This is a genomic window from Salmonella sp. NW645 (assembly GCF_051703725.1).
Classification (GTDB): Bacteria; Pseudomonadota; Gammaproteobacteria; order Enterobacterales; family Enterobacteriaceae; genus Salmonella; species Salmonella enterica.
Genome location: NZ_JAMMKR010000010.1, coordinates 1 through 15,954 on the forward strand (window position 1 = coordinate 1; position 15,954 = coordinate 15,954).

General features: G+C 53.8%; 12 protein-coding genes and 1 riboswitch. Of the genes, 4 read left to right on the plus strand and 8 right to left on the minus strand.

Translation table 11 applies throughout. The annotated features are described in order from the left end of the window. Positions 1 to 377 precede the first annotated feature (377 nt). Together murI and btuB are read right to left on the minus strand one after the other, a co-directional pair. A complete protein-coding gene (murI, locus tag NA389_RS18965; RefSeq protein WP_000201811.1) occupies positions 378 to 1,229 on the minus strand; it encodes a glutamate racemase in 852 nt (283 codons plus the stop codon). Next, positions 1,174 to 3,018: a TonB-dependent vitamin B12 receptor BtuB gene (gene btuB / locus NA389_RS18970; protein ID WP_000591403.1), complete on the minus strand. Its 1,845-nt coding sequence runs from the start codon at positions 3,016 to 3,018 to the stop codon at positions 1,174 to 1,176. Before btuB ends, murI begins: the two co-directional genes overlap by 56 nt. A 66-nt stretch (positions 3,019 to 3,084) precedes the next feature. Continuing rightward, positions 3,085 to 3,277, minus strand: a riboswitch (cobalamin riboswitch). A gap of 114 nt (positions 3,278 to 3,391) precedes the next feature. Between btuB and trmA the strand changes: the two genes are divergently transcribed. Next, the gene (gene trmA / locus NA389_RS18975; protein ID WP_000186966.1) at positions 3,392 to 4,492 is read left to right on the plus strand and encodes a tRNA (uridine(54)-C5)-methyltransferase TrmA; all 1,101 of its coding nucleotides are present in this window, start codon (positions 3,392 to 3,394) and stop codon (positions 4,490 to 4,492) included. 46 nt (positions 4,493 to 4,538) lie between these two features. Here the strand turns inward: trmA and NA389_RS18980 are convergent, their stop codons facing one another. Beyond that, the gene (locus NA389_RS18980) at positions 4,539 to 4,898 is read right to left on the minus strand and encodes a YijD family membrane protein (RefSeq protein ID WP_000813838.1); all 360 of its coding nucleotides are present in this window, start codon (positions 4,896 to 4,898) and stop codon (positions 4,539 to 4,541) included. 15 nt (positions 4,899 to 4,913) lie between these two features. Continuing rightward, positions 4,914 to 5,549, minus strand: a complete 636-nt coding sequence (gene fabR / locus NA389_RS18985; RefSeq protein WP_000971958.1) for an HTH-type transcriptional repressor FabR — start codon at positions 5,547 to 5,549, stop codon at positions 4,914 to 4,916. A 198-nt stretch (positions 5,550 to 5,747) separates the two neighbouring features. Between fabR and sthA the strand changes: the two genes are divergently transcribed. Then, a complete protein-coding gene (gene sthA, locus NA389_RS18990) occupies positions 5,748 to 7,148 on the plus strand; it encodes a Si-specific NAD(P)(+) transhydrogenase (protein WP_001120789.1) in 1,401 nt (466 codons plus the stop codon). Here sthA and oxyR read toward each other — a convergent pair. The 4 genes from oxyR to argC form a co-directional block, all read right to left on the minus strand. After that, positions 7,131 to 8,048, minus strand: a complete 918-nt coding sequence (oxyR, locus tag NA389_RS18995) for a DNA-binding transcriptional regulator OxyR (protein ID WP_001025919.1) — start codon at positions 8,046 to 8,048, stop codon at positions 7,131 to 7,133. The genes sthA and oxyR overlap by 18 nt on opposite strands. Before the next feature lie 283 nt (positions 8,049 to 8,331). Further along, positions 8,332 to 9,708, minus strand: coding sequence for an argininosuccinate lyase (gene argH, locus NA389_RS19000; protein WP_001230056.1), 1,377 nt, complete (start codon positions 9,706 to 9,708; stop codon positions 8,332 to 8,334). A gap of 117 nt (positions 9,709 to 9,825) precedes the next feature. After that, entirely contained in the window at positions 9,826 to 10,602 is a 777-nt protein-coding gene (argB, locus tag NA389_RS19005; protein ID WP_086776771.1) for an acetylglutamate kinase, read from the minus strand. 7 nt (positions 10,603 to 10,609) lie between these two features. Beyond that, positions 10,610 to 11,614: an N-acetyl-gamma-glutamyl-phosphate reductase gene (gene argC, locus NA389_RS19010; protein ID WP_000935343.1), complete on the minus strand. Its 1,005-nt coding sequence runs from the start codon at positions 11,612 to 11,614 to the stop codon at positions 10,610 to 10,612. 88 nt (positions 11,615 to 11,702) lie between these two features. Here argC and argE point away from each other — a divergent pair, with 88 nt between their 5' ends. After that, entirely contained in the window at positions 11,703 to 12,854 is a 1,152-nt protein-coding gene (gene argE / locus NA389_RS19015; protein ID WP_000800208.1) for an acetylornithine deacetylase, read from the plus strand. 391 nt (positions 12,855 to 13,245) lie between these two features. After that, a complete protein-coding gene (ppc, locus tag NA389_RS19020; RefSeq protein WP_001005549.1) occupies positions 13,246 to 15,897 on the plus strand; it encodes a phosphoenolpyruvate carboxylase in 2,652 nt (883 codons plus the stop codon). Positions 15,898 to 15,954 lie beyond the last annotated feature (57 nt).

Genomic DNA, 15,954 nt, shown 5'->3' on the forward strand with positions numbered 1-15,954 from the left:
AAGTTTGATGCTCAAAGAATTAAACTTCGTAATGAATTACGTGTTCACTCTTGAGACTTGGTATTCATTTTTCGTCCTAGGACGTTAAGAATCCGTATCTTCGAGTGCCCACACAGATTGTCTGATAAATTGTTAAAGAGCAGTGCCGCTTCGCTTTTTCTCAGCGGCGCGGGGTGTGCATATTACGCTTTCCCGCTTCAGAGTCAAGCGTTTATTTTCGCTTTTCTCCGTGAGGTTCTGGTCTGAACCCCGCTGACCCGGCGGCCTGTGTGCCGTTGTTCCGTGTCAGTGGTGGCGCATTATAGGGAGTTATTTCTGCCTGACAAGAGGAAATTTAAAATAATTTCTCAAGTGCCTGGTATTTACCCAAAACGCCATTAAACCGCCAGTTTTTCGAGCGTTTCAAAGCCATAACGCTGTAAAACGGGTAATAATTGTTCAGCTCCTGGCGTCATTGCCATGCAATAAGCAATATTGGCATCGGTTGATTTCGCATCCGGCGCTTCATGTTCCAACAGCCAGGCTGTACGACGCGCTATCGCCGCGCCGGAATCCACTAACCGCGTCCCTTCGGGCAGGACTTGCAAAAGCTCGTCCCGTAATAGAGGGAAATGCGTACACCCCAGAACGACCGTGTCAGGCGGCTCCGGCATTCGTAGCCATGGGCGTAATATGCGGCGCAGCTCTTCCAGCGATACCGAATCGCCATGTAATTTAGCTTCCGCCAGTTCCACCAGTTCTGCCGACCCCAACATCGCTATCTGACATTCATTGGCGAAGCGCGCAATCAGCTCGTGAGTATAAGGACGTTTGACCGTCGCTCTCGTCGCCAGTAGCCCGACGACGCCATTGGCGGTCAGCCGCGCCGCTGGTTTAATCGCAGGCACAACGCCCACTACCGGGAAGGCAAACTTTTCACGTAATGCGGGAAGTGAGACCGTACTGGCGGTATTGCAGGCAATCACCGCCAGTGAAAGGGGATAGCGCTGCTGTACCGCAGTCACAATCTCGACAACGCGCTCGACGATAAACGTTTCGCTCTTTTCCCCGTAGGGGAAAGCCACGTTATCGAAAGTATATATATAGTGGAGATCCGGCAGGAGCCGCCGAATCTCATCATAGACCGACAATCCACCGACGCCGGAATCAAATACCAGCACGGTGGGACGTGGTTCAGAAGGTGTAGCTGCCAGACAAGGTGTATTCTCGTCCTGCAGTTTGGTAGCCATAAACTGTCTCGTAATCTTTGTCGAACAGGTTGGCTATTTTACCACGAACTGTAAGGTGTGAGGTGACCGGATATGCAACCGTAAGATCCCATAAACTGACGCCGCCCATTTTTACCGTCCGGTATGGGTAAGCGGAGTAGTCCGAATCATAGCGGGAACCAAGGTATTGATATGTCACCCCCCAGTCAAAATCGTAAACGTCCCAGTCAAGTTGATATTTTGCCATCTGTTTGGAACGCCGGGGTAATGGCGTATCGGTAATCGCATTACGCGCATCAACGTAATCGTAACTGACCGTATGCGTTAACGGTCCGGTATCGAAATTCGCCGTCGCCTCAATACCTTTAATGCGCGCCTTACCTTCGTTGTAATATTTTTGCAGATGATCGTCATAATCGATCATGTCATTAATATCGTTACGATAACCTGAAATACGCCAGCTGACGCCAGCGGTTAGCCCTTCAAATGCGCCTTCCCACTGTTTACTCTTTTCAGGATTCAGGTTCGGATTACCGTAATAACCATACAGTTGGCCCAAATTAGGCGCTTTGTAGGAGGTTCCATAGGAGGCAATAAAGCGATAACCTTCTATAAACTCCCATCCCGCGCTGGTTTGCCATGTACCATGACGACCAAACTGGGAGTTGTCATCACTGCGCGCCGCCGCTTCCAGAGTGAAGTCACCCAACTGTTGTAATCCTGTCAGGTAAACCCCGGTATTACGCTGGTCATATCCCTCGGGCACATAGCCGGTACCTGGCGTGGTAGTCTGTTTCTGCCAGTCTACGCCCGCCCCAACATTACCGTGCCCCACGACCACACTGTTGGTCCATTGAACATTGTACTGTTTCATCTCATCCAGCGTGGCGGAGGTATCATACCGGCCATAGTGCGGATCATAGTTGTAATCTTTACTGTGGCTATAGCTTGAAACCAGCTGAGACTGAATACGTTCGCCATTAAAGCGCAGCCCGGCGTCCCAGCTTTGGCTATAAAGTTTGCGTGTATCAATCAGCGGCGAGCCCGGCGAGTAATAGGCGTCGTAATCGGTACGGTTATCGTAGCCATAACCACGCACGAATCCGCTCCAGCGATCAGAAAAGGTATGCTCTAACGCGCCATAAAGCGTTTTACTCAAAAAGCCGTCCCGGTCAGGCTGCGCCTGCATCCCGGTACCGCCTTTCGCTACCACGTCAAACCCTTTGGTGTATTCGTAATCGCCGATCAACGTCGCCCGCGTGTTTTCGCCAAGTTGCTGTTGCGTCGAGATGTCGTAATTCTGGTAGCTATTGCTTCCCCATCCAGCGGTTAATTCTGTGCCTGGGTTATCGCGCGTCGTAATGATATTCACTACGCCGCCGATAGCATCGGAACCATAAATAGCGGAGCGCGGACCACGAATATATTCAATGCGCTGTACCAGCGACACCGGGAACTGGCTGAGATCGGCGGACCCGCTCACGCCTGCTAAATTCAGACGCACGCCGTCAATCAATACCAGTACATGGCTGGAGTTGGTGCCGCGAATGAAAATGGAGGAGTTTTGTCCGGCGCCGCCGCTCTGCGCAATATCGACGCCAGGCAAACGGCGCAGAACATCATTTACGGAGGTCGATTGCCAGCGTTCAATATCCTGACGCGTCACGATGGTAACGGGCGCCAGAACCGCGCTGCGCGGCTGCTGAAAACGGTTGGCGGTGACAACCAGGGTATCCGGGCTAGTGTCCTGCGCCCAAGCGGAAAAGGCCGTGACGGAGAACGCCGTCAGCAGCGTAGCTTTTTTAATCATTGTAAAGCATCCACAATATAAGAAGGATGCCGCAGGCTTCATCGATAGTACGCGATGATGAAAAACCAGATGCGACGTTAGCCGGCAGGTCTTCGGGCTTGGAGGGTTATCCGTTGGCTGGATAGCAGAAATGATGACTTCCCGCCGGAGGCAGTGTCTGCTTACGCTCTCATCTCACCTTTCCTTACCGCTGCGCGTCAGCTCCAGATTTTCACTGGATTCCCTATTAACTCACAGGACCGGCCCACGGATGCTACCGTCTGTCACAACACCCTGTCCAGACCGCGCATCACAAATCAGAAATCATCAATAGCTGGACATCCACTGAGCAATCCCTACAATCCCCGCGTACTTTTATTATTCAGGATGCGATATGACCCCCGAACATCTTCCGACAGAACAGTATGAGGCGCAGCTGGCCGAAAAAGTGGCGCGCTTGCAGAGTATGATGGCGCCGTTTTCTGACCTGGTTCCGGAAGTATTTCGCTCGCCGGTCAGTCACTATCGTATGCGTGCGGAATTTCGCCTGTGGCATGACGGCGATGACCTGTACCACATTATGTTTGATCAGCAGACCAAAAGCCGCATTCGCGTTGACACCTTCCCGGCGGCCAGCCAACTGATTAATACCTTAATGAAGGCGATGATTGCCGGCGTGCGCGATAATCATGCACTGCGGCATAAGCTGTTCCAGATCGATTATCTCACGACCTTGAGCAACCAGGCGGTAGTGTCGTTGCTGTACCATAAGAAGCTGGACGAAGAGTGGCGTGAAGCCGCCACTGCGTTACGCGATGCTTTACGCGCGCAAGGTCTGAACGTACACCTGATTGGCCGGGCCACTAAAACTAAAATCGAATTGGATCAGGATTATATTGATGAGCGTCTGCCTGTGGCAGGTAAAGAGATGATCTACCGCCAGGTCGAAAACAGCTTTACGCAGCCAAACGCCGCCATGAATATTCAGATGTTAGAGTGGGCGCTGGAGGTGACGAAAGACTCAAAAGGCGATCTGCTTGAGTTGTATTGCGGCAACGGCAATTTTTCTTTAGCGCTGGCGCGCAATTTTGACCGCGTGCTGGCAACCGAAATCGCCAAACCGTCCGTCGCTGCCGCACAGTACAATATTGCCGCTAATCATATTGATAATGTACAAATTATTCGCATGGCGGCGGAAGAGTTTACCCAGGCGATGAATGGCGTTCGTGAGTTTAACCGCCTGCAGGGGATCGACCTGAAGCGCTATCAGTGCGAAACCATTTTTGTCGATCCGCCGCGCAGCGGTCTGGACAGCGAAACGGAAAAAATGGTGCAGGCTTATCCACGTATTCTGTACATTTCCTGCAATCCGGAAACGTTGTGCAAAAACCTGGAAACGTTAAGCCAGACGCACACGGTGTCTCGCCTGGCGCTATTCGATCAGTTCCCGTATACACATCATATGGAATGCGGGGTATTACTCACCGCAAGGTAAAATGTACGTCGGATGGCCGGTTATACCGCCATCCGGCATTCGCACGCTATTCCGCGGTGTCCTGCTTGCGGTTACGCAGCTTAAAGCCAATCCAGAATACCAGAATCACCGACAGCACCGCCGGGAAGAAATTAGAGCCAATATCCGGATATTCTGCACGCACGACGGTGCTATACAGTAAAACGCCAAGAATGAAACAGGCGGCGGCCAACCCCGGCAAACCTACCGGCATAGTACGATTTTGGTAGCGCTGATGCAGGCAATATACCGTCAGCACCAGCGAGATAACCGGGAATACGGAGAACGGCACAATAGCGCTAAACAGCGCCGCGAATGTGCCGTTAATCGATAAGCCAGCGATGAGCGCCAGCAACAGCGTACCTTTATCTTGACCTGACTGTTTCATTACTCGTCCTTCACGTTATTCGGAATGATGTGCTATTTTCTCTTGCTCACGGCGATACCAGTAATACGCCCCTTTCGCAATCATGCGCAGTTGCAATACCAGCCGCTCTTCTAATTGCCGACGCTGTTCAGCGCCGATGTCCAACGCCTCTGCGCCCGCGCTAAAGACAATAGTCACCATCGCTTCGGCCTGGGCTTCAGTAAACGCGCGCGGCATATGGTTTTCGAGTTCCAGATAGTCGGCAAGTTCCGCAATAAAATGCTGAATCTCCCGCGCGACGGCGGCACGAAACGCCGCTGAAGTGCCGGAACGTTCGCGCAACAACAGACGGAAGGCGTTGGGATTGTTGCCGATAAACTCCATAAATGTGGAGACCGACGTGCGAATGACGCTGCCGCCTTTCGCGATGCGCTGCCGCGCCTGACGCATCAACTGACGCAGCATCAGACCGCTTTCATCCACCATCGTCAGACCGAGTTCATCGACATCGCGAAAATGACGGTAAAACGACGTTGGCGCAATGCCCGCTTCACGCGCCACCTCACGCAAACTCAGGCTGGCAAAACTCCGCTCAGCGCTCAGTTGGCTGAATGCGGCTTCCACCAGCGAACGCCGGGTTTTTTCTTTTTGTTGCGCTCTAACACCCATCACAATGTCTGAATCCTTCCATATGCCTTATTCGGCACTATACCAGAGAATAAAAGTAACGGGTTCACACTGGATTGTGAATGATTGTTTACAGACAGTTTGTGCTCCGGCTTCGCAAAAAAGCACAACGATAATTGGGTTAAAGCTGGGCAAATGTTATCATCGTGTTTATTTTATGTATAAAAACAGGTGAGTAATACCATGCCACATTCCTGGGATTATGATGCAGTCGTCATAGGGTCAGGCCCCGGCGGTGAAGGCGCTGCAATGGGTCTGGTTAAGCAAGGAGCACGCGTCGCGGTGATTGAGCGTTATCATAACGTTGGCGGCGGATGTACCCACTGGGGCACCATTCCATCCAAAGCCCTTCGCCACGCCGTCAGCCGCATTATTGAATTTAATCAAAACCCGCTCTATAGCGACCACTCCCGTCTTCTTCGTTCTTCATTCGCCGATATCCTTAATCATGCCGATAACGTGATTAATCAACAAACGCGTATGCGTCAGGGGTTTTATGAGCGTAACCACTGTGAAATCTTGCAGGGCAACGCCCATTTTATTGACGAACATACCCTGGCGCTGGAATGCCATGACGGCACGGTTGAAACCCTGACGGCAGAAAAATTTGTTATTGCCTGTGGTTCGCGTCCTTACCATCCCAATGATGTGGATTTCTCGCATCCACGCATTTATGACAGCGACTCAATCCTGAGTCTCCACCATGAACCGCGCCACGTTATTATTTACGGCGCCGGCGTTATCGGCTGCGAATATGCGTCCATCTTCCGCGGTATGGATGTGAAAGTGGATCTGATCAACACCCGCGATCGCCTGCTGGCCTTTCTCGATCAGGAGATGTCCGACTCTCTCTCTTACCATTTCTGGAATAGCGGCGTGGTTATTCGCCACAATGAAGAGTATGAGAAAATCGAAGGCTGCGATGATGGCGTCATCATGCACCTGAAATCCGGTAAAAAACTGAAGGCTGACTGCCTGCTCTATGCTAATGGCCGTACCGGTAACACCGATTCGCTGGCGCTGGAGAATATTGGTCTGGAAACAGACAGCCGTGGACAGCTCAAAGTCAACAGTATGTACCAGACCGCCCTGCCGCACGTCTATGCGGTGGGCGACGTGATTGGCTATCCCAGTCTGGCCTCCGCCGCCTACGATCAGGGACGTATTGCAGCGCAGGCGCTGGTGAAAGGCGAAGCGACCGCGCATCTTATCGAAGATATCCCCACCGGGATTTATACCATTCCGGAAATCAGTTCTGTCGGCAAAACCGAGCAGCAGTTAACGGCAATGAAAGTGCCTTACGAAGTGGGCCGCGCGCAGTTTAAGCATCTGGCGCGAGCGCAAATCGTCGGCATGAACGTCGGCACGCTAAAAATTCTCTTCCACCGCGAAACCAAAGAAATTCTGGGGATTCACTGCTTTGGCGAACGCGCCGCCGAAATTATTCATATCGGCCAGGCGATCATGGAGCAGAAAGGTGGCGGTAACACCATCGAATACTTCGTTAACACCACCTTTAACTACCCAACCATGGCGGAAGCTTATCGGGTTGCGGCATTGAACGGCTTAAACCGCCTGTTTTAACGCCTTGTCGAAATGGCCATCCATTGCGCCACGGATGGCCTCTGCCAGTTGCTCATAACGGCTACGCAGCGGCGATCCCGGGCGATAAACCAGCCCCACGGTACGACGCGGCTCAGGCTTAATGCATGGCAGATAAACCACGCCGTCGCGCTTACGCTCCTGCGGTACGGCCAGCGCGGGGAGTAGTGTAATACCACTGCCCGCCGCCACCATGTTGCGCAGCGTTTCCAGACTGGTCGCCCGGAAATGGGTATCTTCATCCGCTCCCGCTTCAAAACAGAACCCCATCGCCTGATCGCGCAGACAGTGGCCATCTTCCAGCATCAGCAATTTCTCGCCCGCCAGATCGGACATCGGCACGCGATCACGATTCGCCCACGGATGATCCTCATAAATAGCCAGCATCATGGGCTCATCAAACAGCGGCACTTCGATAAACGCCTCGCTCTCTTTCACCAGCGCCAGAATAGCGCAGTCAAGCTTGCCGCTATCGAGTTGCGCTAACAACTGATGCGTTTGCGCCTCATGCAGATACATTTCCAGCTTCGGGAAAGTCTGGTGCAACATTGGAATGATAAGCGGCAGCAAATAGGGACCAATCGTTGGGATTAAACCAATATGCAGCGGGCCGGACATCGTCTCGCCTTGTTGGCTTGCCATCTCCTTGAGCACCTTGACCTCACGCAGTACGGTACGCGCCTGATCCACCAGCAGTAGGCCCGCCTGGGTAAACAGCACCTTACGGCTCGTACGCTCCAGCAGCATAACACCCAGCTCATCTTCCAGCTTACGTATTTGCCCACTAAGGGTTGGCTGGCTGACGTGACAGGAGTCCGCCGCTCGCCGGAAATGGCGATGTTCGGCTAACGCCACCAGATATTCAAGATCACGAATATTCATTATTCATCCTCCGTCGCCACGATAGTTCATGGCGATAGGTAGCATAGCAATGAACGATTATCCCTATCAACCTTTCTGATTAATAATACATCACAGAACGGAGCGGTTTCTCGTTTAACCCTTGAAGACACCGCCCGTTCAGAGGGTATCTCTCGAACCCGAAATAACTAAAGCCAACGTGAACTTTTGCGGACCTCTGGTCCGCTTTTTTTTGCGTAAAAAAGCCCGGCGTCGCTGATGCTCGGCCGGGCAGTATTGCCTGATGGCGCTACGCTTATAAGGCTTATAACGCGAGGTGCGCCCTGGCATCGTCGATGGCCTGCGCCACCTGCTGCGGAGAAACACCGCCTTTTGCCGCCCGTTTATCCAGACACGACTGCAAAGACAATATCGGATACACATCGTCGCCAATCACGCGGCTGAATTTCTGTAAATCGGCCAGCGGCAACGCTTCCAGCGGCTTACCCTGGCGAATAGCTTCTACCACCGCTTCGCCGACAATATGGTGCGCTTCGCGGAACGGCACGCCTTTCGCGACCAGGTAATCCGCCAGCTCCGTGGCGTTGGCATACCCCTGTTGCGCCGCGTCCTGACAACGTGAGCGTTTCACCTGAATACCGTCCAGCACCAACGCCGCCATATGCAGGCAGTCAAGCCAGGTATCGAGCGCATCGAACAGCCCTTCTTTGTCTTCCTGCATATCTTTGTTATACGCCAGCGGCAGACCTTTTAAGGTCATCATCATGCCGGTTAGTGCCCCTTGTACGCGACCGCACTTACCGCGAATCAGCTCCAGCGCGTCCGGGTTTTTCTTCTGCGGCATTAACGATGAACCGGAAGTCACGCGGTCAGAAAGCTCTACAAAACCCGCTTCACCAGAATTAAAGAAAATCAGATCTTCCGCGAAGCGTGACAGATGCACCATGCCGATAGCCGCATCAGAAAGCAGTTCCAGTACGTGGTCACGATCGGACACGCTGTCCAGGCTGTTGCGGGTCGCAGACGTAAAGCCCAGCCAGCCTGCCAATTGTTCACGGTCAATTTCATAGGCCGTTCCCGCCAACGCGCCGCAACCTAGCGGACTCACGTCCAGACGTTTAAGCGTGTCCTGCAGGCGGCTTTCATCGCGCGCCAGCATTTCGACATACGCGAGACACCAGTGGGCGAAAGTCACCGGCTGCGCGCGTTGCAGATGGGTATATCCCGGCATTACCGCGTCCTGGTTCGCCTGCGCGGTTTCCACCAGCGCGCTCTGTAGCTGGCGGTTAGCGGTAAGCAGTTCCCTCACCGTCTCTTTGCACCACAGTTTCAGGTCCGTCGCCACCTGATCGTTACGGCTGCGTCCGGTGTGCAGCTTTTTACCCAACTGACCCACTTTGTCGATGAGCTTACCTTCCACCCAGCTATGGATATCTTCCGCATCGCTTTGCAGGATTTGCTGCGGATTCGCGCGAACCTCTTCCAGCAGCACGTTCAGCGCTTCTTCCAACTGTCGTTGCTCATCGGCAGTCAGTACGCCTACCGTGACCAATGCTTTGGACCAGGCCACAGAACCGACAATATCCTGCTCCGCCAGACGGTAATCGAAGCGCAACGAATCATTGAATTGTTTAAACCGCTGGTCTGCCGCCTGTGTAAAACGCCCACCCCAAAGTGCCATAATAGACTTCCTTAAATTCTTCGAATTTCACTGCCGGATGGCGCTACGCTTATCCGGCCTATAATTTCTGTTCACGTAGGCCCGATAAGGCGCAGCCGCCATCGGGCGAACAAATAGTTAAGCCAGAATACGCGTGCCAATCGGCGTGCCGTTAAACAGCGCCGGCAGTTGCTCCGCATGACGCCAGGAAGCGATATCCACAGGGCGACCCAGCGCCCGCGCAGCATCGAGGGCCGCATTCACTTTCACAATCATCCCGTCGGTAATAATGCCCTGGTCGATAAGCTGCTCGGCTTTGGACGCCGTCATTTCGGCGATACGCTGGCCTTTGCCGTCCAGAATACCGCTCACGTCAGAAAGCAGGATCAGATCGGCCCCCAGCGTCGCCGCCAGCGCGGTTGCCGCCTGATCGGCGTTGACGTTCATCAGTTGGCCGTCGTCTGTTACGCCAATGGAGCTGACCACCGGCAGAAAGCCATTTTCCAGCAGCATGTTAATCAGCTTCGGCGACCCCGGCTGTGCCAGCCCGACGTGGCCTAAAGCTTCATCGAGTTGGGTCACTTTTACGCTGTCGCCATCGCCCAGAAACAGACCAACAGAGGCGATATGGTGTTTCTTCGCCCAGGCCAGCAGAGTTTTGTTAGCGGTTCCCGCCAGCGCGCCGGTAATGATGCCAATCTGATCGGCAGGCGTCACGCGCAGGCCGTCTTTCTTTTTCACTGGCAAATTAAGCCCTTTCATCAGCTCATCCACCACGCAACCGCCGCCGTGAACAATCACCAGCGGACGCTGATGGGACTCACGATAGTTGACCAGCGCGGTAAAAAGACGTTCCAGAGCCTCTTCGCTATCCAGTAATACGCCACCCAGCTTGATAATTAATGGATTCATCATTTCACCCTTAAATAAGAGACTGCGTTTCAGCGAAGCCAAAACGAATATTAGCGCACTGCACCGCCTGCGCCGCTGCGCCTTTCAACAAGTTGTCTTCGGTTGCCACCACAATCAGATGTTCGCCCTGGACGGCAAAACCAATATCGCAGAACGGCAGCCCGACGACGTTCTTTAACGCCGGAACGCCTTTGTCATACAGGCGCACCAGCGGTTTGTCGCCATAGGCTTTTTGCAACACGTCGGCGACCTGCGCATGGGTTACTCCCGCTTTCAGGCGGCAGGTAATGGTTTCCAGAATCCCGCGCGGGAAATTCCCCAGATGCGGGGTGAAGATGACCTCCGCGCCCAGATGGGCGGCGATTTCCGGCTGATGACGATGCGTAAACACGCCATACGGTTGCAAACTCACTTCACAGAAACTGTTCGATATTGCCGCCTTGCGCCCCGCGCCGCTCACCCCGCTGGTGGCATTAATTACCGGCCACTGTGTCAGATCCAGAAGCCCGCCGTCAATCAGCGGTTTTAGCGACAACTGCGCTGCGGTTGGATAGCAACCAGGAACCGCAATCAGATTCGCCGTGTTCAGTTTATCGGCATTCCACTCCGCCAGACCGTACACCGCCTGCTCCAGCAGCTCAGGATACTGATTAGTAAATCCGTAGTACTTTTCATAGAAGGCGCGATCGTTTACCCGAAACGCGCCGGAAAGATCGAATACGACGCATCCGGCCTGTAAAAATTGCGGCGCCAGATCGTGGCTCACTTCATGCGCTGTCGCCAGGAACACCACATCAACATCTGCACTAAAATCACGTACATCCGACATCGGTTGCAATGGCAGGTCGACAATCCCTTTTAACTGCGGATGTAAATCAGAAATTAACTTTCCTGCATCATTGCTTTGCGCTGAGACGGTCAAAGCGGTTATGGTCATATGTGGGTGGCGATTTACGTAGCTTACAAGCTCTGCGCCCGCATAACCGCTAGCGCCTACAATCAGCGTATTCAACATCGGGTTCCTTTATGCTCAACGTTAATGTATTTTTATTCATAATTAATGCATGAATATTGATACTATCATGACCTGAGGTGTGTCAACAATGAAAAACGTTTTACCGCCATTTATCGAGATTTACCGCGCTCTGATTGCCACACCGTCGATAAGCGCAACCGAAGAATCCCTGGATCAAAGTAATGCGTCTTTAATCACTTTGCTTGCAGGCTGGTTCAGCGATCTTGGTTTCAACGTAGAGGTTCAACCGGTTCCAGGAACGCGAAACAAATTCAATATGCTCGCCAGCACCGGACATGGCGCGGGCGGTTTGCTGCTGACCGGCCATACCGACACGGTTCCCTTTGATGACGGACGCTGGACGCGCGACCCGTTCACGCTGACCGAGCACGACAATAAGCTCTATGGTCTGGGCACTGCGGATATGAAAGGCTTCTTCGCTTTTATTCTGGACGCGCTACGTGACGTTGACGTCACAAAGTTGAAAAAGCCGCTCTACATTCTGGCGACCGCCGATGAAGAGACCAGCATGGCGGGGGCGCGTTATTTTTCCGAAACCACGGCATTACGTCCGGACTGCGCGATCATTGGCGAACCGACGTCGTTGCAACCGATACGCGCGCACAAAGGGCATATCTCTAATGTCGTTCGCGTCCTGGGGCAGTCCGGTCATTCCAGCGACCCGGCGCGTGGGGTTAACGCCATTGAACTGATGCACGATGCGATTGGCCATATCATGCAACTGCGTGACTCGCTGAAAGCGCGGTATCACTACGAGGCGTTTACCGTTCCGTATCCAACGCTGAATCTGGGCCATATCCACGGCGGCGATGCCTCAAACCGTATCTGCGCCTGCTGCGAATTGCATATGGATATTCGTCCACTGCCGGGCATGACGTTAAACGACCTTAATGGACTGCTTAACGACGCGCTGGCCCCGGTAAGCGAACGCTGGCCGGGCCGCCTGACGGTGGCAGAATTACATCCACCGATTCCAGGTTACGAGTGTCCACCGGACCACCAACTGGTTGAAGTAGTAGAAAAACTGTTGGGAACAAAAACCGACGTGGTGAACTACTGTACTGAAGCGCCGTTTATGCAGACATTATGCCCAACGCTGGTGCTTGGTCCGGGCTCAATTAATCAGGCGCATCAGCCGGATGAATATCTCGAAACGCGTTTTATTAAGCCAACCCGGGAATTGATTACCCAGGTAGTACATCATTTTTGCTGGCATTAATGCATATTGCCCGGTGACACGATGTTTACCGGGCCTCCCCCGTCTTGTAGGCCGGATAAGCGCAGCGCCATCCGGCATCTCTACGCCACATGTTCATAAGCATTTCTTATTTGGCACGATGCGAATTAACTTTAATAAATTACCGCCATTTTTTCGTTTGCTGAACCGATTTCGCAGTAATTGACGCCACGGGTTTTACGTGGCTTTATAAAGATGAGAAGTGATGTGAAAAAGCTTGGTCCGAAAGATTTCGCGTTGCGGCAAGACGGCAAACGAGCACATCCCAGGGAGCTTACATAAGTAAGTGACCTGGGTGGGAGAGCGCAGCCAACGCCGCCGCAGCGTGAAAGATGCAGGACAATTACAACAGAGATGGGGTGTCTGGGATCATATGAACGAACAATATTCCGCGTTGCGTAGTAATGTCAGTATGCTCGGCAAGGTGCTGGGAGAAACCATCAAGGATGCGCTGGGAGAACACATTCTTGATCGCGTAGAAACAATCCGTAAGCTATCCAAATCTTCACGCGCCGGCAATGAAGCTAATCGCCAGGAGCTGCTCACCACGCTACAAAATTTGTCTAATGACGAGCTACTGCCAGTTGCGCGCGCGTTTAGTCAGTTCCTGAACCTGGCCAATACTGCCGAGCAATACCACAGCATTTCGCCAAAAGGCGAAGCCGCCAGCAACCCGGAAGTGATTGCCCGTACTCTGCGCAAACTGAAAAACCAACCGGACCTCAACGACGCAACCATCAAAAAAGCGGTAGAGTCGCTGTCTTTGGAGTTGGTGCTAACCGCCCACCCGACAGAAATTACCCGCCGTACGCTTATTCACAAGATGGGTGAAATCAATAACTGTCTGAAACAGCTTGATAATACCGATATCGCCGACTACGAACGCCACCAGGTGATGCGTCGCCTGCGCCAGTTGATTGCCCAATCCTGGCATACGGATGAGATCCGCAAGCAGCGCCCAAGCCCGGTGGATGAAGCCAAATGGGGCTTCGCCGTGGTTGAGAACAGCCTGTGGCAGGGCGTACCTAACTATCTGCGTGAACTGAACGAACAGCTGGAAGAAAATCTCGGCTACAAATTGCCGGTGGATTTTGTGCCGGTACGTTTTACCTCCTGGATGGGCGGCGACCGTGACGGCAACCCGAACGTGACGGCGGATATCACCCGCCACGTGCTCTTGTTAAGCCGCTGGAAAGCCACCGATCTGTTCCTGAAAGACATTCATGTTCTGGTATCAGAACTGTCGATGGTCGACGCCACGCCGGAGCTGCTGGCGTTAGTGGGCGAAGAAGGCGCGTCTGAGCCGTATCGCTACCTGATGAAAAAATTGCGCGCCCGTCTGATGGCGACCCAGTCCTGGCTGGAAGCGCGTCTGAAAGGCGAGAAACTGCCCAAACCGGATGGCCTGCTGACGCAAAACGAGCAGCTCTGGGAACCTCTGTACGCCTGCTACCAGTCGTTACAGGCCTGCGGCATGGGCATTATCGCCAACGGCGAGTTACTCGACACGCTCCGCCGCGTGAAGTGTTTCGGCGTACCGCTGGTGCGTATTGATATCCGTCAGGAGAGCACCCGCCATACCGAAGCGCTGGGCGAAATTACCCGCTACCTTGGTATTGGCGACTACGAAAGCTGGTCGGAAGCCGACAAGCAGGCCTTCCTGATCCGCGAGCTGAACTCCAAACGTCCGCTGCTGCCGCGTAACTGGGAGCCGAGCAACGATACCCGCGAAGTGCTTGAAACCTGCAAGGTTATTGCCGAAGCGCCAAAAGGGTCGATCGCCGCCTACGTAATTTCAATGGCGAAAACGCCGTCTGATGTGCTGGCTGTGCATCTGCTGCTGAAAGAGGCAGGTATCGGCTTTGCCATGCCGGTCGCGCCGCTGTTTGAAACCCTCGACGACCTGAACAACGCCGACGACGTGATGACCCAGTTGTTGAATATCGACTGGTATCGCGGGCTGATTCAGGGTAAGCAGATGGTCATGATCGGCTACTCCGACTCGGCGAAAGACGCCGGCGTTATGGCCGCGTCATGGGCGCAGTATCAGGCGCAGGACGCCCTGATCAAAACTTGTGAAAAAGCCGGCATCGAGCTCACCCTCTTCCACGGCCGCGGCGGCTCTATTGGCCGTGGCGGCGCGCCAGCCCACGCGGCGCTGCTTTCGCAACCACCAGGCAGTCTGAAAGGCGGCCTGCGCGTGACCGAGCAGGGCGAGATGATCCGCTTCAAATACGGCCTGCCGGAAGTCACCGTCAGCAGCCTGTCGCTCTACACCAGCGCAATTCTGGAAGCAAACCTGCTGCCGCCGCCGGAACCGAAAGACAGCTGGCGTCATATTATGGATGAGCTTTCCGTCATCTCCTGTGAAACCTACCGCGGCTACGTGCGCGAAAATAAAGACTTTGTACCGTACTTCCGCTCCGCGACGCCGGAGCAAGAGCTGGGCAAATTGCCGCTCGGCTCACGTCCGGCGAAACGTCGTCCAACTGGCGGCGTCGAATCGCTGCGCGCGATTCCGTGGATCTTCGCCTGGACGCAAAACCGCCTGATGCTGCCAGCCTGGCTGGGCGCGGGTACTGCGCTGCAAAAAGTGGTGGAAGACGGTAAACAAAGCGAACTGGAAGCCATGTGCCGCGACTGGCCGTTCTTCTCCACGCGTCTTGGGATGCTGGAAATGGTGTTCTCAAAAGCCGACCTGTGGCTGGCCGACTATTACGATCAGCGCCTGGTGGCGAAAACGCTTTGGCCGCTGGGCAAAGAGCTACGAGACCTGCTGGAAGAAGACATTAAAGTGGTGCTGGCGATTGCCAACGATTCGCACCTGATGGCCGACTTACCGTGGATTGCGGAGTCCATTCAGTTAAGAAACGTTTATACCGATCCATTAAACGTGTTGCAGGCCGAATTGCTGTATCGTTCCCGTCTGACTGAAGAGCAGGGCAAATCGCCCGATCCTCGCGTCGAACAGGCATTGATGGTCACGATTGCGGGCGTCGCCGCCGGTATGCGCAACACCGGCTAACGCCAAAAGAAAGCCGCCCTCACGCAGTTATGTGGGGGCGGCATGAAATACTGCTGT